Genomic DNA, 17310 nt, shown 5'->3' with positions numbered 1-17310 from the left:
GACTAACTTGTTCTTGCAATTTGCGCTTGATCTTTAATGAAAAACTGCCTTATCGCCTAATAACGTTAAAAGATTGGTTGAGAGATGTATGCCCGCCTGCCGCTGCCAGGGATTCCACCTGCTGTGAGGACCGGTCAAAGCTACGAAGACCACGCGTCTCCGAAGTAGGTTGGCACAGAACGCCAGCCAACATGACGCTCACGGCCAGCTCCATCCTGACCTCCTTCGGCTTGCATAGAGCTCTCACCAAAGATCTTGTTGTTATTCAAGACTGGTTACGTTGTTTATCCACAGTTTTTCATGATCAAATTCCATCCGAATCTAAGCTACCGGTAGCCATCTGTTGTAAATTAAACCGCTCAAATCTTTGCGTAATGTCAAGTTTAGTGAGCATTACATTTTCGATGATTGTATAATACATCAAGTTACCATATCAGCATTTAGCTTGATGATAGTTTTGGCCGAATATTGGTCTCAAGTCAGGCAACAAGACTAGCCCTATCTCCCCAAACGTCATCACATAAGGCTTTCACTGCACTATTCCAAGAGTCACCAAAACCATTTACCATATCTCAGTCACAAATTGTGAGATACAAAAAGCGAAGCACCAGCAATATCCAGTGCTTCGCTTTTCACTTTTTGCCTACTGACGATTAGTCTCTGCCGCCGAATAAGCCGAAGATTTGTAACAGTTGTAAGAATAAGTTGACGAAATCCAAGTAGAGTTGCAGTGCCCCGTTGACGGCAAGACCCGTCGTTGAGACTTGGTCACCGTACTTGAGGTACATCTTCTTCATCCGTTGGGTGTCCCAGGCGGTCAAAGCCGCGAAGATGATCACTGCGACGAAAGAGAAGATCATGGCAATCAGTGAACTCCGTAAGAAGATGTTGATCAGCATGGCCACAATCAACCCAATCAAGGCTGCTGAGGCTTGCGTTCCAATCTTGGTCAAGTCACGCTTGGTCGTTACCCCAATCGTTGCCATCGTCAGAAAGACGGCGGCACTGGAGACAAACGCACCAGCAATCGATGTATTGTTGTACATCAACGTGTAGATGGAGAAGACCGCACCGGTGACAACCGCGTAGACCATGAGGCCCACAAAGGCCACCGTTGGGCGTTTCATAGATTGTCCGCTAATCACGAATGGTAAGATGAACCACACGATGATTGGCAAGATCACCATTCCACCGTTGAGGTTTTGTAAGGCACCGCTGAACTGGGTTGCCATGAGAAAAGCCGTCACAGCAGATACCAGCACAGACAAGCCCATCCACCCGAACATCTTAGTCATGAAACCATTAAGTCCGACCTCGGTATTAATCGTTTGACGGGGTTGCTGTTCATAGTTGTTCATTGAAACGCTCCTTTTTTATCAAAACTTTCCCAGCTGAGTGCCACCCAATTGCGGCACAACTTCTGGGTTTATTAGAATACATTTTATCAAATCCACCCCCAAATACAAGTAATCTGTCGCGCACAAACCCAGCAAAAAAGGGAACGACCCGCGCCGTTCCCCCATAGACTCTTAATTATTAAATTTATATTGCGAACAATTATTTACCGGCGCCACCTTCATTATCGGCTTCACCTCTCGCCCAAACGCGGTTGGCGTAAATCGAGTTGAACAGCAGAGCCGCTTGGAGGGCAACTTGTGATAGGTTCGCCCCTAGGCTCCCAATGCTCGTGGCCCCAATCAGGATCTGAACCGTCAGAATCCCCCAGTATAAAACGTTGGCGATGTTGACGACGATCCACAGTGACCAGTTTTCCTTGTATTTCAGAATGTAGAGCAACTGCGCAATGATGCTGACCACGAAGTTGACGGAGTCAAAGTATGGCAGCTGACCATTCAAAGCGGCCAGAACGACCCAGCCAATGGCCCACGCCACGAAGGCACCGATGAAGATCCAACGCCGCGTGTTCTTCTTGAAAGAATGCGTGGCTTCGTCGTGACCCCACATGTACCAGCCGATGGGTTGAGAAATAACATAAATAATATCCATAGCAAAGGACCCATAGGCGTGGCTGATCCAGGCAACGTAGGTCATGGCCAGACACTGAATCAGACCGAAGATAAACGAAATCTTCCGGCCCTTCATCCCATAGACCAGACACAGAACCCCGCCGACCCCGGAAATCATCCCGATGAAGCTATCTGGGACGATCGCGTAAACGACCATTTGGAGCAGAATCAAAATTGTCACGTAGATGACTTCGAACTTTTTCCAATTCGTGAAGAGCTGGTTAAACCACCAGCCGTGTTGTTTGGCATTATCCATCATACATTCCCCTTTTCACTTGTTCTATGTGGTTTGACACGTGTTACTTATAGTGAATCGTCACTTAAGATATTTAACGCCAACTTGATCGAATCCGTCTCGCCTTGGGCCATCAGGTCGTCCCCGTTCGTTAAGTCACTGACCCCCGCAGCTAAATCACCCTCATACAGAACTACGTTATTTAGGATCGACAACGTCTCCAATCCCCGTTGCCGCCCGATTACCATCATAGCACCGGATTCCATATCTGCCCCTAATATACCCTTAGATGACCAAAAGGCCTCGTTTTGTGCATTATCATCCATGTAGAAGCCGTCGTGAGAGCGAATAATGCCGTAGAAAGCTTCGGGCGCGTAGTAGTGCGCCAAAGCCATCAGCCGGAATGATGGCACAGCGGGATAAATGTTGGGCACGTATTTGCCAGTCAGCCCGTCATCACGGACGACCCCTTCACCAATGATCAGCTTTCCGAGGTCAATGCCGGCTTGCATGGCCCCAGCAGACCCCACACGAATGACCTTCTTCACACCCACGTTGTTGAGTTCTTCAATGGCGATGCCGGTCGATGGTGCCCCGATCCCGGTGGACATCACCAGAATGCGTTTGCCCTGATAAGTCCCAAGAATCGACTTGTACTCACGGTTGAAGGCCCAGTCTTCGACATCGTCCAAGAACTTCTTGGAACGCTCGACTCTAGCGGGATCCCCCATAATGATGGCACTATCCGTGTTGATGGTTGGCAATAATTGCGTGTGTGGTTCTGGTTCAGTCATGTCTATCCCTCATTTCTTAGAATTGTAATCAACTGTGGTAAATTTGTGACGCTGATTTGAGACTTATCGACCGTAATGACGTCCAAGTCCCGTAGCTGTTTGATGATGCGGTTAAGATTCCGGCTGGAGGTATCGACCTCATTGAGCAGGTTGGTTCGCGTCACGACTTGATTGCGCCGCGTCGCCCAGATGAGATACGAGATGGCTTGGTCCAACGCCGAATGCAGGCTGTAACGTTCCGTCCGGTTAGTTAAGGTATAGATCTGCGCAGACAAATTAACAATTAATTCCTGTGAAAAATGTTGATCTTCCTTCAACCAAGTTTTAAACAAGTCATTGGGAATCCTGAGAACCGTCACCGGTGTCAGATTCACGACGGAGGCACTATACGGCTTATCCAGCAAGGCTTCCTGCTCGCCAATAAACGCTCCCTTTTCGTAAATATCCAACGCAACGGCTTTTCCACCAGCTGACATCAGGTAAATTTTAACCTTACCAGCGGCCAAAATATACGTGTTGTCATACTGAGCCCCCTGATCAAACTGAAACTCATCCACCGCGTAATGCTCGATTTGAAAAGCATTGATAATATGTAACGGACAAGTCCGCAATAACTGCTGTAGTACGGGCTCCTGGGCCACCAACGCAGCCAAGTCATTCATCATTTCTCAAACAGCTCCTTACAACATAAGATTAGCAAAATAAGTCGGAAAGCCCAATGACGCGGTTCTCCAAATGTATCCGCTTTCACGTGAAAATTATGTATTTTTGTGGTTTTTCCGGGACGAATGTCCTCGACAAACTGAAGCACTTCTGAAACCGCATTCAATAATTGCCATTTTAATAGATAATCGTTTAGCAGTCGGTTAACTGCGCTGACTTCTCACAACTAATTTAGGTGTCAAAGTCACAATAATATTAATAGCATATTGCGATATAAATTACTACCAGCCTTATAAAGTTATATTCCCGACGACAAATCATTCTGCTTAACCCTCACAACCACTTCTATGTTAAAACGATTTTTCAAGTTATTTTGCCAAAAGATGCGACTAAATCCTTAGAAATTACATTAGTACTAGTATAGGGCTAATTTTGAAATAGTTACGATAACTGCAACAGCTCCCCCACACCTTCCAAATTGTAAACGTGCCACCTACCAGACAAAGTTTTTGACGAAAAAAAGCTCCCGGATTTTGCAATCCGAGAGCCATTACCCAACAACGCGAATTGCCAGGATTTTCGAATGTACCCGACCATGGGTACACATCTACGTCTCTAATAGTACCATGAACGGATACAATTTGAAAGCTAATCATAGATATTAGCTAGACGTTAACTGCAAATTGGTTGGACCTCGGCTTTGACCGGTCCCCACAGCAGGCAGAATCCTGGCAGCCGCAGGCGATACGCCAGCGCCACCATAACTACCATCACCATCAGACAAAAAGAGGCACCCGCCAGACCGGCGGATACCTCAACGATAAATCATTTAATTTAGTTGTTCTTTAAAGATAAGTGACTCAGTAATTCTTCGTAAGACCGTTCGTACTTCTGCACGTCACCGGCACCCATGAAGACAACGACAGCATCGTGGAAGTCCAGTAATGGCGACATGTTGTCCACCGTCAGGATTTCGCCACCCTTGGCAATCTTAGCAGCTAAGTCCTTGCTGGAGACAGCGCCTTGCGTTTCACGCGCAGAGCTGAAGATATTGGTCAAGAAGACCTTGTCGGCCAAGTTCAGGCTCTTGGCAAAGTCGTCCATCAGGGCAATCGTCCGACTGAAAGTGTGGGGCTGGAAGACCGCAATGATCTCCTTGTCCGGATACTTTTGCCGTGCAGCGTCCAGCGTGGCCTTGATTTCGGATGGATGGTGCGCATAGTCATCAATGATGGTCATGTCGGCAAGCTTCCGTTCCGTGAACCGACGCTTAACACCCTTGAAATCAGCCAATTCACGCTTGATTTCATCCATGTTGACCTTTTCGAAGTAGGAAACGGCGATTACGGCCAGACTGTTCAGCACGTTATGTTCACCGTACAGGTGGATTTCAAAGTTCCCTAAGTTCTTGCCATCATGGTAAACGTCAAAGGTTGACCCAGTCGTTGAACGCTTGATGTTCTTGGCTTGGAAGTCGTCACGGTCGCTGGTCCCATAGTAATAGACCGGTACGTCCGTCTTTAATTTACGTAACTCAGGATCATCACCCCAGGCGAAAATTCCCTTCTTGACCTGGTTAGCCCACGTCTCGAAAGCACTGTAAACATCGTCGATGCCCGTGTAATAGTCGGGGTGATCGAAGTCGATGTTGGTCATGATCGCGTAATCTGGCTTAGTGGCCAGGAAGTGACGCCGGTATTCGTCGGCTTCGTAAACGAAGAAACGCGCGTTAGGCGTCCCCTTCCCAGTCCCATCACCGATCAGGTATGAAGTTGGTGCCACGCCGCTGAGGACGTGTGACAGCAGGCCAGTCGTACTGGTCTTACCGTGGGCACCGGCAACCCCGATACTGGTGTAACCTTCGATCAAGTGACCCAAGAATTCATGGTAACGGTAAACGGGTAAGCCCATAGCGCGGGCCTTCTTGATTTCTGGATGGTCATCCGTGAAGGAGTTCCCGGCAATCACCGTTAATCCTTCGTGAATGTTGGCTTCGTCAAAGCCCATGACATCGATACCAGCCTTTTCCAAACCACGTTGCGTGAACGTGTACTGGGTGATATCTGACCCCTGAACCTTGAATCCCTTATCATGTAAAATCAGGGCAAGGGCACTCATCCCTGATCCTTTAATTCCGACAAAATGATAAACCGTTGCGTTATCCATTAAATGATCCTCTTTTCTACTCTGTGCGGTAAAGGCCACTTGACTCAATAAACCGTGCGAGTGACTCTCTTTCCATTCTAGCATATCCCCCCACCCCTTAAAAGACGGAGACCGATTAAAGGGCAGTGAGGACTATTCACCTTACAATGAAGATATAGCACCTTAGTCGTGTGGCTCAGGTAAATCTTTCCCTAAGTCGTCCGGCGTGAGGTAGACCTCACGCGGCTTCGACCCGTGCTGTGGTGAGACGTAGTGGTGCTGTTCCAGATCATCAATCAAATTGGCCGCGCGATTATAGCCAATCGAGAAGACCCGTTGCAATTTCGAGGTCGACACGGTCTTCTCCTGAGCAATGTACTCTAAGACCTTTGGCAACAAATCGTCTTGATTTTCTTCAGCCGTTTCGCGTTGCAGTAAGCCCTTCGGCTCAAAGGCATAGTGCGGCTTACCCTGCGTCCGAACAAAATCGGTAATGGCATCGACCTCGGATTCAACGAAAGCCCCTTGCAACCGCATTGGTTGACTGGCCCCGTTACCCAAGTACAGCATGTCCCCACGACCCAGTAGGTTCTCGGCACCAGCGGTATCCAGAATCGTCCGCGAGTCGATCTGACTGGAAACCATGAAGGCAATCCGCGTTGGAATGTTGTTCTTGATGGTCCCGGTGACAATGTCGACACTCGGCCGTTGGGTGGCGACCAGGAGATGAATCCCGGCGGCCCGGGCCTTTTGCGTGATCCGGACAATGTAGTCTTGAACCTCGCTGGCGGCCATCATCATCAAATCAGCCAATTCATCGATAATAATCACGATGTATGGCATCTTCAGGGATGGCTCGTCATTGGCATCGGCACGGTCGTTAAACTGCTCGATGTTGCGGACCCCCGCAGCGGCCAACTTCTCGTAACGTTGGTCCATTTCGGTAACGACCCACTTGAGAGCTGCCGCAGCGGCCTTCGGATCGGAAATAACGGGTGACAGCAGGTGTGGCAAGGCATCGTACGGTGCCATTTCCACGGCCTTCGGATCGATCAACAGAAGCTTGACCTGTGCCGGTGTGGCCTTGTAGAGAATCGAGAGCAGTAGGGAGTTGATGAACACACTCTTCCCGGACCCAGTAGCCCCAGCAATCAAGCCGTGGGGCATCTTCCGCAGATCGGTGACCTGTGGTTGCCCAAATAAGTCGACCCCGAGGGCCACCGTTAATGGTGATTCGCTCTTCTGGAAGACCGGTGAATTCAGAATTTCAGACAACATGACGGGCCGCGACTTTAGGTTCGGAATTTCGATTCCAACCGTACTCTTCCCGGGAATTGGCGCTTCGATTCGGATATCCTTGGCAGCCAAGGCCAGCTTCAAGTCATCGTTTAAGTTCGTAATTTTATTGACCTTGACCCCAAGTGCCAGACTGATCTGGAACTGGGTAACAGTCGGCCCAACCGTCCAGTCACTGACGTGGGCGTCGACATGAAAGGCGCTCAACGTCTCGTCGAGGACTTCGGCTTGGTGTTCGATCCACTCGTCGAGAGCTTCTTCGTCGGGAACGACCGGCTTTGGTAGCAGGTCAACGCCAGGGAAGTGATACCCGCGTTCGGTTTGATCTGCCTCTTCAGTATCTGATACCGTATCCGACATCTCTGGCCGATCAAATAGGGCCAGATTGCGCTGGTCGTTACCCTCTTCTTGCATGATATCGCCAAGCGAGTGGCCGAGACCGCGCGATGGTTTGGCCTTAGGCTTTACCTGTCGCGGTGCCGAACTAGCTGGTGCAGTATCGTCTGCCGTTGCCCGGTCGAGGAGTTGATTGACCTCGGCAGGTCGGTTTGATGCGTCACTTGTCTGTGAGGTCGGTTCCGCTGAATCAGTCGTTGCCTGCGTATTTGTAGGCGCCACGTTGGTTGACAGCTGAACGGCGGGTTTAATCGCCGCCTTATCTGGCGTCGTGGCCACCGTGGCATCTGGGATCACAGCCGGGTGAGCGCTATTGGACGCCACACTGGCCGGAACACCCGCCGCTGAACTCACAACTAAATGAGCCGTGGACCGCACAATTGCGGCGTGGCTGGCGGTGCTTTCCGGTTGGCTGGTTTCAGAAGTGTTAGGAGCTGTTTCGGTTGAATCTTCTTCGGTTGAGACCGTTTCGTCAACTGGTGCCTCACTAGTTGATGATTCACTGACTGGTGAGACATCAGAAGCCGGCGTGGACGCTGCCGTAGTAGCCGTCGTCTTGACTGTTCCCACGGGCAGGTAGTCCCCTACCCCACTGACGGCGGTACTGGTTGCCTGGCTGGCAGGCTCGGTCGATGCAGTCGCTTCAGCATCAGCAATTGGTGCCGTCGGGTAGAAAATTTCGGTTGGTGCCGCTTCACTGGCGATTGTCTCAGCTTCAGAATCAGTGGCATCAGATTCAAACGATGCTTCCGACGCTTCGTCAGCATCTTCGGTCGCAGTATTTGCCGTTGTTTCGGCGTCATTAGTGGATTGATTATCGGAGTTGGTATCTGGAGTTGATGACCCATCTAACACTGTTTCATCCACCTCTTCGCTATCAGAGGTCATATCGTCTGATTCAGAATCAGCGTCCTCACTGTCGCTGTCAGCTGGTTCGCCAGCAATTTTAGTCGACTCGGTTGACGTTTCAGCAACAGTTGTCGAAACATCCCCGGAATCCGTTTGTTTTTCAATGGTATTAGGCTCAACAGCAGCTGTTTCTGGAGCTGAAGTCTCAGTAACCGATGCGTCTGACGACATAGACATAGACGTCTGATCCGACGCTGCTTTTGTGTCAGTTGCGGATGCACTTTCGAGTTCAGCCGCATCGGCAGCCGACCCAAACAACAAAAAGCTGCTATCGTCCTTATGCAACTCCGCCACTAACCGCCGGTAACGCCGCCGCGACTCGGAAGTCGGGTGCGACCAATGCAACTGCTTGGGAATCGGGGTCATCTGAAATGGCCGATAGTTCTCATCATCACTGGATTTTGGCGTTGGTGTTGTGGCCTGTGAGACAGGTGTTGACTTGGCAACGGATGTTTCCCGTGGCTTAGCCGGTGCAGCCTGTTTCGATGCTTGCTCGCGCTTTGCTACCCGTTCCTCGCGAAGCCGCAATCGATCATTACGTTCCTGTCGTTGCTTAACGGAGCGCTGGGCGCGTTCATTCGTGGTGTCTTCTAATTGTTCGGGATTTGGCTTAACCGCAAATTTTCGGTAAAAAGCTGGTCCATCATAGTGCTCCATGTTTCTTCCTCCTTGACGGGTGCACACCGCACCTGCCGAATTTCAAGACTTTGGGAGGAGACACCGCCTGGATTGGCGGTTGGTTAACTCATTCCCTGATTTTTTGTCTAGCAAAAAGCTAGTTTTATAATTCATTTAATTGTGTTTGTCACTAAGTCTCATTTTAGCCGCTTCATGAGATAACGTGAAGCGGTGAGCGCGTCTAAACCGCACATTAAAATTCTTTCTGACCACCCAGCCCAAATTGGCTAAAGGCAATCTCCCCTATTGTACACAAAAAAGCGGGTTGCCGACAAGGGCAAACCCGCTTTCGTAATGTTTCTTAAGCATTTTCTTGTGCCATGAAGATTGTTTGGCCCCGTTCAAAGTCGAACGGTTCCCCAACTTCATAGTCATCGGGAAGAATCAAGGCACCTGGCCGTTGTGGCGCATTGGCTAAGCGCAACTCACGACCGGAGCAGATCATCCCGTCACTTTCGACGCCTCGTAAGGCTCCTGGCCAAATGATCAGGCCGTTGGGCATCATCGCACCAACCTTGGCAACGACAACTTTGATATCGGCTTGCATGTTAGGCGAGCCACTGACAATTTGAACGGACTGGTCATTGTCTACGACCGTTTCCGTCACCAACAAGTGGTCGGAATCTGGGTGTGGCGTTGCCGTCTTAACGTAACCGACAATGAACTTCGATTCCGTGTCAGCGACCAATTCACCATTGAAGCCGGCGTCTTCCAATGCGGCGTTCAAAGCAGCAACCTCGTCAACGGTCAACATCACTTGGCCATTGCCACCGATGTTAGGCAAGATCTTGGAAATTTCCAAGAAGTTGTAGCCTAAGGTTTTTTCCGTTTCGGCGTCGTAAATTCGCGCGATGCCGTCACGAACGGTGTGTGCCTGTTGGGGCGTGTCTTGAGCAACGATAACAATCAAAGTGTCCCCTAATTCTTGGGGATTATAACTAGCAATTAACATGTGGGATCCTTTCCAACGGTTTAATCGGCGTTGGCTGCTAATGAATTAATAAATTCTTCAACCTCAGCCTTGGTCTTGCGGTCCTTGTTGACTAATCGACCAATTTCATCACCATTTGAGAAGGCGATAAAACTAGGGATACCGAAGACATTTAATTCGGCAGCCAAGTCGATGTTTTCGTCGCGGTCAACCGCGATAAACTTAAAATCGGGATATTCTGCTTCAATGTCGGGCATTGCTGGCTTAATGAAGGCGCAATCCGGGCACCAAGTAGCAGAGAAGAATAACATGGTCTTACCGTCTTTAACGACGTCTTTCAGATCAGCGGCTGACATTTTGGGTAATTGTTCCATGAGTAAGCACTCCTTTATTTAAGTTTTAAAAAATACACAAACATCATTATAGCAATGTGGCCGAGGGATTACAAAATTTTAGCTTAATCTGCTTACTTTTTGTTACTTGAAAGCTGGTTATCTGCAGGTAAGCACGTCTAAGCTTTTAAAATTGACTGGGTAAGATGTGATTTTTCCAAACCAACGACTTGACTCTTATAAGTTATTCTTAACTGCTAACAAAATCAATCTAAATATTGACTATACATTATGACCCAATCATTCGAAAATATTTCTCCGATTCCAATGATTCTTTGTCAAGAATTTCAAGCTTTACACCTCGCCAACCTCTGCGTATACTGGCGATAACATTATTTTCCAAACTTTTCTACCTTTTTACGGGAACTTCCCCCTAAACATTGCTATACTAGGGGCAGATAGAACGTTTACACGTCCCATAAATAAACTGCTAAGGAGGCGGTAGGATGACTGCTAGAAACGGACAACTGTATCAACTCAGCCTTACCGGGGTAGTCGGAGGCTTAATGGGCATTTTCATCACGCGCTTCTTTGGTGGCGGCTCGCGCTTGAATCCCGACAACATTTTGGAGCAGGTCAAGCACCAGTTCCGCCAAGAGTCCCCCATTGAAGGCGCCTGGATTGAGAAACATGCGGTACCTTTCCAGAAGTTCGCGGTTAAATCACGCGTTTATTATGGTGGTATCACGCGATATGAGGACGACAAATTAGTGCAATACCAATTTGTCGCAGATGCCAACACTGGTAGTGTCCTGGATATCCACCGTCTGTAATTGACTATGAGCTTAAACAAAAGCAGCACGTTGAAATTTCAACGTGCTGCTTTTTGAGTAATCCTTATTTTGGTTGAAATATGTATCCCAATTCACCCTAATCGACGATAATTGCGAATCACCCGACACAGGTTATAGAGACCGACAATCAGGAAGACGTAAAACACCCCCACGCGCATCAAAGCAAACGGTGTCTCGAAGATAACGGCCTTCCAGAACCATTCGCCCTGCATCTGCCACAGTCCCGGCGTGAGATACCAACTTTTAACATCGAAGAAATTAAGGTCATCCGTGGTCTGCCAATAGAAGAAAACGTAACTCAACAGAAAGACGGCATAGTACAAGCTGAGGCGGGTGAACCGTCGGCGACTTCTGGCCCTGGACCGCTCATCCGAAAAGATATCACGATCCGATGCTGCCGTCTTCTGTTGGAAGTATTGGATACCGCCGTGACGACTCCCGGCAATGAGCCGCCACCCACTATCGCTAAAGAGTTGGCGATAGTCCTGGTAGGCACGCCGTTTCATTCCCCTATCCCGAAAGTCTAATCGGGTATACGGATTGAACTGATCAGCGTCCGCCAGCTTCTGAAATGTATAACAGTGGAGATATGGATTCACCCAATCCAAGCGGTACCCTCCCTCCTGAATGGCATTAATCCAGTTTTCCTCGTCATTAAGATCTAAAAACACGTGAAACTTTTTCATGTCCTGCTCCTCCCTAATAGCCAAACTTCTCGGCAAGCTTCCCCAAGCCCCGTAATCGTTGCGTTTCTAATTGCAAGATTATTTGTCCGGCCGCGGTGATCCGGTACACGCGGCGCCGCTTATCACTGCTCGGTACCTCTTTGATCCATTTTAGCTTCAACAAGTTCTCCGTTGCTCCGTACATCGTACCCGCCGCAATCTTGACGGTCCCCTGACTAAGCCGTTCAATCTCCTGAATGGCCCCATAGCCATGGAGCGGCTGCGTGAGCGCCAACAGAATGTAATATGTCGTTTCAGTCAGCGGTAAATTTTTATTTCGTGCCATTTTCCTTCTCCTGATCTGGTTTTCAATATGTAAAGTCAAATTTTATACAGTTCAGCTATATATAGTCTAACTGTATATTGTGAGCCTGTCAATAAGTATCACCCACTCATAGATCTTAAAGTTCTCTCGATAATCACGCCTATCTAACCCTAGGATTAGATTTACCCTGTCAAGATTAAAGAATACATAAGCCCAATAAAATGATGCGACAAAATCGGTGGAAATTACATTAGTAGTAAGTAGACGGCAAAAAAAGAAGGCCAACTCAACCGAGTCAGCCTTCCCATAAAAATTAACCATTTTAAAATTCAAACAATTAAGAACACCTGCTGCAAGCTCATATCTTTGACTTACAACTATCTTAACCGTAAATCCTAGACACGCTTGAACTTGCTGGAATGATTCTGCATATCGGTGCGGACGATCAACACGTCGGTAACGGCATTCGTCACGACGGCACTGGCAGTGGAGCCCATCAACATCCGTTCGACCACGTTGGAGCCAATAGCCCCAATCATGATCAAATCGGCATTGTATTCCTGCGGCAAGGTCTTGGCCAGGTCAATGTTGGGGTGTCCGTAGAATACGGACGTTTCAACATGTTTGACCCCAGCCTCCTCCGCTTGCTTGCGGTACGCGTCGACGGTCTGTTCCGAACGCTGGCGGGCCTCATCCATGACTTCCTGGTCCACAAAGCCGAAACCGACTTTGGTATTGTTGCCGATTCCAACGTAATCGCCACCCGTCATGATAGTAACGATAATTAAATCTGCTTCGTTTCTGACAGCAACCGCGATGGCTTTTTCAACCGCGCGTTTGGCTTGCCGGGAACCGTCCACCCCAACTAGAATTCGCTCGTAGCGTTCGGACATCTTTACCACTCCCTTGTGGGTGCTCCTCACACCCTATTTCGTCAATTCATAGGTCGCCTGCCCGTAAATGGACATCGCCTTGATTAAATCATCTTCTGGTTGGAACTCGTCAGCTTGATGCATCGTGTCTTGTGTACCTGGGAATAACGCCCCAAAGGCCACACCACGCTTCATCAGGCGACCGTAAGTCCCACCACCAACTACTTCTGGCTGTGCGTCAGTATCGCCGGTCTGTTGCCGGTAAACGTCCATCAACGTGGTGACGATTGGGTCACTTGGATCAACGTAATGTGGGACCATTTCGCGGCCTTGCTTGATTTCAACATTCATCATGGCGGTTGCCTTTTGCAGCCCAACTAAGATTTCTGCAGCGCCAATTCCGGTTGGATAACGGAAGTTGGTGTTGATGAGACCACCCTTATCAGCCGTAAACGTCATAATCCCAACGTTCATGGTCAGGTCACCCATCACTTCATCGGTGAAGGCCAAGCCCAGTTTGTGGGCCCGAGAATCATCGTGGAGATCATGCGCTAACAGGCTCAAGAAGTCCTCAGCATCGCCGCCAAAGTCGTAGGTCGTCAGGAAATGAGCCAGGTAGGTCCCGGCATTGATCCCATTCTTGGGTTCCATCCCGTGAGCGGCCTTCCCGATAACTTCGAAATGCAAACCAGCAGCATCCTGTTCAACCGTTCCCGTAACCGGTGCATCGGCCAAAAATGTCTTGAAGTCGGCCATCATTTGGTCGGCATCGGGGGTTTCAACCGTAGCTTCGGCGTCCCGTGGAACCATGTTTTCTCGCAGGCCAGCTTGGAAGTCACGTAAGGTCACGCTCCCGCCGTTAGATCCAGCAAAGTGGCTTTCAAACGTGACGTTCCCCTTTTCACCGTTAATCAGTGGAAATTCGGCATCGGGGGAGAAGCCCAACGTTGGTGCGGGTTCCAAATCGAGGTAGTGGTGCATCCCCGTCCAGTCACTCTCTTCATCGGTCCCAATGATGAACCGGATCTTCTTGGTAGGCTTGATTCCTTGGTCCTTCATCATTTTTAAACCATAGTATGCAGCCAGTGCAGGTCCCTTATCATCAGAGGTTCCCCGGCCGTACAAGTTGCCGTCCTTCTTGGTCAACGTAAACGGATCGGTGTGCCAGCCCTTACCACCGGGCATGGTGTCGGCGTGTCCCAGAATGGCCAACGTCTCATCACCTTCACCAAATTCAACGTAACCAACTAAATTATCGAGGTTCTTGACGGTAAAGCCGTCACGTTCAGCTAATCCTAAAAATGCGATCAGAGCTTTTGCTGGACCGGGCCCGAGTGGGTAGTCTGCGGTAGCCTTAGAATCATCTCGTGCACTGTCGATGCCGACTAAAGTCGTCAGGTCAGCGACGTAATCCTCGCGGTACTGTTCAGATAACTGTTGCCAATCAATTGCCATGATTGGACCTCCTTTAATTTTTTCGGACCACAACAATGTCCAAAGTATACTTAAACTTAATTCTAGCATAACCGCGCCGAATTGTAAGCCGTTTTCCGGTACTAAAATGCTATACTGAAAGCGAAAACAATTTTGAGGAGGAATTCACATGGAAACGCTCTCGCAATCCATCTTGTCCAAAACGATTCGGCAACGCCCTGCCGACAGCTATAAGGGCACTTACGGGCGGGTCACCCTGGTCGGTGGTAACCGCAACTTTGGTGGCGCCATTTTAATGGCCAGTGCAGCGTCTGTATACGCCGGCGCCGGGTTGGTCACGACCATTACCGATGCCAGCAATCAGACCAGTCTGCACGCACGGTTGCCGGAAGCCATGTTTGCCGACATGACCAATCATGAGCAAATGAAAAGTTTGGTCAGCCCGGCCGATGTTGTCGTGATTGGTCCCGGCTTGGGAACCGACGAAGCTGGACTAATGGCGTTGAACACAACCTTTGGTGCACTCAAACCAACCCAAACGGTGGTCATCGATGGCTCAGCCATTACACTGATCGCCCAGCACAATCTGACCTTACCGAACGCCCACTTGATCTTTACGCCCCACCAAATGGAGTGGCAGCGGCTCAGCGGCATCCCGATTGCCGATCAAAGCGTCGCAAACAACCAGCCAGCTGTGGCTAAGCTCAACGCAACGGTCATCGTCAAGTCTCATCGCACCCAGATTTACACGCCGACTGCGGTCTACGAAAACCCACTCGGCACCCCCGCTCAGGCGACTGGTGGCATGGGCGATACGCTAGCCGGTATGGTCGGCGGCTTCGTTGCTCAATTTACAGATCACACCGATGCTGTACTGGCCGCTGTGTATAGCCATAGTGCCATCGCCGAAGAATTGGCGGAAAAGCAGTACGTGGTCTTACCTCACCAGATTATCGATGTCCTGCCACAGTTTATGAAGGCTCACGAGGCGCTGGTCTAAGCCCTACAGTTAATGGTCCATCCAATTGAGCCGCCAGCAAGCTAACGACCCATGCGGAAAATAATTAACAGTTGTTTTTGCTTGTCAGCCTGCGTCTAGTCACGCATACTAAAGACAATTCTGGGGCAACCCTATCACTGCCCCCTACCAAAAGGAGCACCTACTATGGATGACTTAACCTTACCGGCTGCAATTGCTGCCTTTATCACTGCAACCAATGCCGCTGACAGCGACCAATTTGTCGCCCAGTTCACGCCCGATGCCGTCCTCGACGACTGGGGTACCACCTACAACGGTCCAACTGAGATTGCCAAGTGGAATCAAACCGACAACATCGGCAAACAATCGCACTTCGAACTGGAAGACTTCACGCAAGACAATGCCATGACTTGGACGGTTCAACTTAACGTGACGGGCAACGGCTTCAACGGTACCAGTCCCTTCCGAATGACGATCAAGGACGACTTGCTAGTTCGCGTGGAAATCTTACCGGACTAAAGTGTGCGTGTCGCCTGCGGCAGGTAGGATTCCGGCTACGTTAACGTTTAGTCCAGATAGGCCTGGTTCTAGCAAGTATTCGTGACTAGATGTCATCTTGAAAACATCGGTACTAGATCTGAAATTCTGTTTCAATGGACCAATTATAGATTTGACGTTTCTAACAAGATTCAAAAAATCGGCGACAAACTCGATTAGGAGCTTGCCGCCGATTAGTTTAAGTAAGGTTATATTAAAAGAAAACAATTCGATTACACGTTAGAAGCGGTGATGATTTCTGCTTAACGCCACCATTGTAAAACAATTTGATAGCTAAAAACCACGCTTAGCCGGGGGAGGTCAGGGATGGAGCCGGCCGTGACGATGACCTTAGCTGACGATTTCTGTCAGGTTAGGTCATGGGACGAGCTTGGAGACGTCCGACTTTGACGGCTTCAAGTCGAGGTTCAAGACCACCCCACAGGCTTGGACCGGTCCCCACAGCAGGTGGAATCCCTGACAGCCGCAGGCGACTGGTTTAGAAAACCAAGCTACACCCTTTTACAACTCATGTGAAGTCGAAAGATCGCTATCCAGCGGGCCATTCAACGCATCGATTTCTGCCGGGAATAAGCCGCGGTAGGACGCGCTGGACAGATCGACCGGTAATGGTAGCGGACCATACGCCACACGGCTCACAGGGCCATTGACGCCCTTCAGCGCCATCAATGTGGATACCGCCACGGTCAAGTCACGCGTCCGGACGGTAACCGTCGTCAACTGGTGAAGGGTGTCGGGCACAACTTGGATGTCTTCGAAAGTGATATCGCCTTCCAGACTTGGCAACTGGGCAACCTCACCCGTGAGCTGAACGCGTAAGGTACTGACCCACTCCTGAAGATCAACATCGGTTAGAAAGTGGTCATCATCACTAGCCAATACCAAACCACTGGCCTCCTTAGGCAGGTCTGTCAGTGCTTTGAGTGGCCGTATCTGATCCAAGGTGTTTAACAAACTTCCCAGGCTATGCGCACTGGTCGGGTCCATACTGAGCTGAAATCCAATCGGCTTGTTGAAGACCATGTATTGCGGCTGACGACCAGTAACGGCCATGCCATCCACACGAACCTGATCGGACTTGGCCACCGTCAACAGTGGTGAATCGACCACGTCGTCATTGACTGTCACCCGCTGTTGGTGCAGCAGACGCAAAATCTGCCGCGGCGTGCCCTGCCGATGCTCCGTTAAATAACGTTCAATATTCATCTCGCACCCTC

Annotated in this window: 16 protein-coding genes; 3 read left to right on the top strand and 13 right to left on the bottom strand. The window is 49.6% G+C overall.

Annotated elements, in window-relative coordinates; genetic code table 11:
* Positions 1-653: 653 nt before the first annotated feature.
* The 8 genes from FD07_RS07650 to FD07_RS07615 form a co-directional block, all read right to left on the bottom strand.
* Positions 654-1358, bottom strand: a complete 705-nt coding sequence (locus FD07_RS07650; RefSeq protein WP_020089713.1) for a Bax inhibitor-1/YccA family protein — start codon at positions 1356-1358, stop codon at positions 654-656.
* Positions 1359-1557: 199 nt separating this feature from the next.
* Positions 1558-2283 carry a nicotinamide riboside transporter PnuC gene (gene pnuC / locus FD07_RS07645; protein ID WP_020089714.1) on the bottom strand — a complete coding sequence of 242 codons (726 nt, stop codon included), beginning with the start codon at positions 2281-2283 and terminating at the stop codon, positions 1558-1560.
* A 47-nt stretch (positions 2284-2330) separates the two neighbouring features.
* Positions 2331-3056 (bottom strand): nucleoside phosphorylase, encoded by a 726-nt coding sequence (locus tag FD07_RS07640; RefSeq protein WP_020089715.1) that lies wholly within the window; start codon positions 3054-3056, stop codon positions 2331-2333.
* 2 nt (positions 3057-3058) lie between these two features.
* Positions 3059-3721: a Crp/Fnr family transcriptional regulator gene (locus FD07_RS07635; RefSeq protein ID WP_020089716.1), complete on the bottom strand. Its 663-nt coding sequence runs from the start codon at positions 3719-3721 to the stop codon at positions 3059-3061.
* An 832-nt stretch (positions 3722-4553) separates the two neighbouring features.
* Positions 4554-5885, bottom strand: coding sequence for a UDP-N-acetylmuramate--L-alanine ligase (gene murC / locus FD07_RS07630; protein ID WP_020089717.1), 1332 nt, complete (start codon positions 5883-5885; stop codon positions 4554-4556).
* Between the two features lie 162 nt (positions 5886-6047).
* Complete coding sequence (locus FD07_RS07625; RefSeq protein ID WP_020089718.1) at positions 6048-9122, bottom strand: DNA translocase FtsK; 3075 nt, start codon at positions 9120-9122, stop codon at positions 6048-6050.
* A 322-nt stretch (positions 9123-9444) separates the two neighbouring features.
* Positions 9445-10095 carry a YtpR family tRNA-binding protein gene (ytpR, locus tag FD07_RS07620; protein WP_020089719.1) on the bottom strand — a complete coding sequence of 217 codons (651 nt, stop codon included), beginning with the start codon at positions 10093-10095 and terminating at the stop codon, positions 9445-9447.
* A gap of 20 nt (positions 10096-10115) precedes the next feature.
* Positions 10116-10448 carry a thioredoxin family protein gene (locus FD07_RS07615; RefSeq protein WP_020089720.1) on the bottom strand — a complete coding sequence of 111 codons (333 nt, stop codon included), beginning with the start codon at positions 10446-10448 and terminating at the stop codon, positions 10116-10118.
* Between the two features lie 464 nt (positions 10449-10912).
* Here FD07_RS07615 and FD07_RS07610 point away from each other — a divergent pair, with 464 nt between their 5' ends.
* Positions 10913-11239: a PepSY domain-containing protein gene (locus FD07_RS07610; RefSeq protein ID WP_020089721.1), complete on the top strand. Its 327-nt coding sequence runs from the start codon at positions 10913-10915 to the stop codon at positions 11237-11239.
* 92 nt (positions 11240-11331) lie between these two features.
* Here FD07_RS07610 and FD07_RS07605 read toward each other — a convergent pair whose 3' ends face one another.
* The 4 genes from FD07_RS07605 to pepV all read right to left on the bottom strand — a co-directional run bounded on the left by FD07_RS07605 (position 11332) and on the right by pepV (position 14577).
* The gene (locus FD07_RS07605; protein ID WP_020089722.1) at positions 11332-11946 is read right to left on the bottom strand and encodes a DUF2812 domain-containing protein; all 615 of its coding nucleotides are present in this window, start codon (positions 11944-11946) and stop codon (positions 11332-11334) included.
* A 13-nt stretch (positions 11947-11959) separates the two neighbouring features.
* Positions 11960-12271, bottom strand: a complete 312-nt coding sequence (locus FD07_RS07600) for a PadR family transcriptional regulator (RefSeq protein ID WP_020089723.1) — start codon at positions 12269-12271, stop codon at positions 11960-11962.
* Between the two features lie 374 nt (positions 12272-12645).
* A complete protein-coding gene (locus tag FD07_RS07590) occupies positions 12646-13143 on the bottom strand; it encodes a universal stress protein (protein ID WP_020089725.1) in 498 nt (165 codons plus the stop codon).
* A gap of 33 nt (positions 13144-13176) precedes the next feature.
* The gene (pepV, locus tag FD07_RS07585; RefSeq protein WP_020089726.1) at positions 13177-14577 is read right to left on the bottom strand and encodes a dipeptidase PepV; all 1401 of its coding nucleotides are present in this window, start codon (positions 14575-14577) and stop codon (positions 13177-13179) included.
* Between the two features lie 148 nt (positions 14578-14725).
* Between pepV and FD07_RS07580 the strand changes: the two genes are divergently transcribed.
* Together FD07_RS07580 and FD07_RS07575 are read left to right on the top strand one after the other, a co-directional pair.
* The gene (locus FD07_RS07580) at positions 14726-15556 is read left to right on the top strand and encodes an NAD(P)H-hydrate dehydratase (protein WP_020089727.1); all 831 of its coding nucleotides are present in this window, start codon (positions 14726-14728) and stop codon (positions 15554-15556) included.
* A 165-nt stretch (positions 15557-15721) separates the two neighbouring features.
* Positions 15722-16054 carry a nuclear transport factor 2 family protein gene (locus tag FD07_RS07575; RefSeq protein ID WP_020089728.1) on the top strand — a complete coding sequence of 111 codons (333 nt, stop codon included), beginning with the start codon at positions 15722-15724 and terminating at the stop codon, positions 16052-16054.
* Positions 16055-16594: 540 nt separating this feature from the next.
* Here FD07_RS07575 and FD07_RS07570 read toward each other — a convergent pair.
* Complete coding sequence (locus FD07_RS07570; protein WP_020089729.1) at positions 16595-17299, bottom strand: pseudouridine synthase domain-containing protein; 705 nt, start codon at positions 17297-17299, stop codon at positions 16595-16597.
* Positions 17300-17310 lie beyond the last annotated feature (11 nt).

The sequence above is a fragment of the Levilactobacillus parabrevis ATCC 53295 genome, from assembly GCF_001434055.1.
In the GTDB taxonomy this organism is placed as follows: domain Bacteria; phylum Bacillota; class Bacilli; order Lactobacillales; family Lactobacillaceae; genus Levilactobacillus; species Levilactobacillus parabrevis.
The sequence above is the reverse complement of the archived record's forward strand: the minus strand, read 5'-3'. Positions and strand labels throughout refer to the sequence as shown.

Bases quoted from the DNA above. Each gene is read 5' to 3' on its own strand.
- FD07_RS07640 (WP_020089715.1), bottom strand. From the start codon at position 3,056: ATGACTGAACCAGAACCACACACGCAATTATTGCCAACCATCAACACG.
- murC (WP_020089717.1), bottom strand. From the start codon at position 5,885: ATGGATAACGCAACGGTTTATCATTTTGTCGGAATTAAAGGATCAGGG.
- pepV (WP_020089726.1), bottom strand. From the start codon at position 14,577: ATGGCAATTGATTGGCAACAGTTATCTGAACAGTACCGCGAGGATTAC.
- FD07_RS07635 (WP_020089716.1), bottom strand. From the start codon at position 3,721: ATGATGAATGACTTGGCTGCGTTGGTGGCCCAGGAGCCCGTACTACAG.
- FD07_RS07575 (WP_020089728.1), top strand. From the start codon at position 15,722: ATGGATGACTTAACCTTACCGGCTGCAATTGCTGCCTTTATCACTGCA.
- FD07_RS07650 (WP_020089713.1), bottom strand. From the start codon at position 1,358: ATGAACAACTATGAACAGCAACCCCGTCAAACGATTAATACCGAGGTC.
- FD07_RS07605 (WP_020089722.1), bottom strand. From the start codon at position 11,946: ATGAAAAAGTTTCACGTGTTTTTAGATCTTAATGACGAGGAAAACTGG.
- FD07_RS07580 (WP_020089727.1), top strand. From the start codon at position 14,726: ATGGAAACGCTCTCGCAATCCATCTTGTCCAAAACGATTCGGCAACGC.
- FD07_RS07615 (WP_020089720.1), bottom strand. From the start codon at position 10,448: ATGGAACAATTACCCAAAATGTCAGCCGCTGATCTGAAAGACGTCGTT.
- FD07_RS07600 (WP_020089723.1), bottom strand. From the start codon at position 12,271: ATGGCACGAAATAAAAATTTACCGCTGACTGAAACGACATATTACATT.
- FD07_RS07570 (WP_020089729.1), bottom strand. From the start codon at position 17,299: ATGAATATTGAACGTTATTTAACGGAGCATCGGCAGGGCACGCCGCGG.
- FD07_RS07625 (WP_020089718.1), bottom strand. From the start codon at position 9,122: ATGGAGCACTATGATGGACCAGCTTTTTACCGAAAATTTGCGGTTAAG.
- pnuC (WP_020089714.1), bottom strand. From the start codon at position 2,283: ATGGATAATGCCAAACAACACGGCTGGTGGTTTAACCAGCTCTTCACG.
- ytpR (WP_020089719.1), bottom strand. From the start codon at position 10,095: ATGTTAATTGCTAGTTATAATCCCCAAGAATTAGGGGACACTTTGATT.
- FD07_RS07610 (WP_020089721.1), top strand. From the start codon at position 10,913: ATGACTGCTAGAAACGGACAACTGTATCAACTCAGCCTTACCGGGGTA.
- FD07_RS07590 (WP_020089725.1), bottom strand. From the start codon at position 13,143: ATGTCCGAACGCTACGAGCGAATTCTAGTTGGGGTGGACGGTTCCCGG.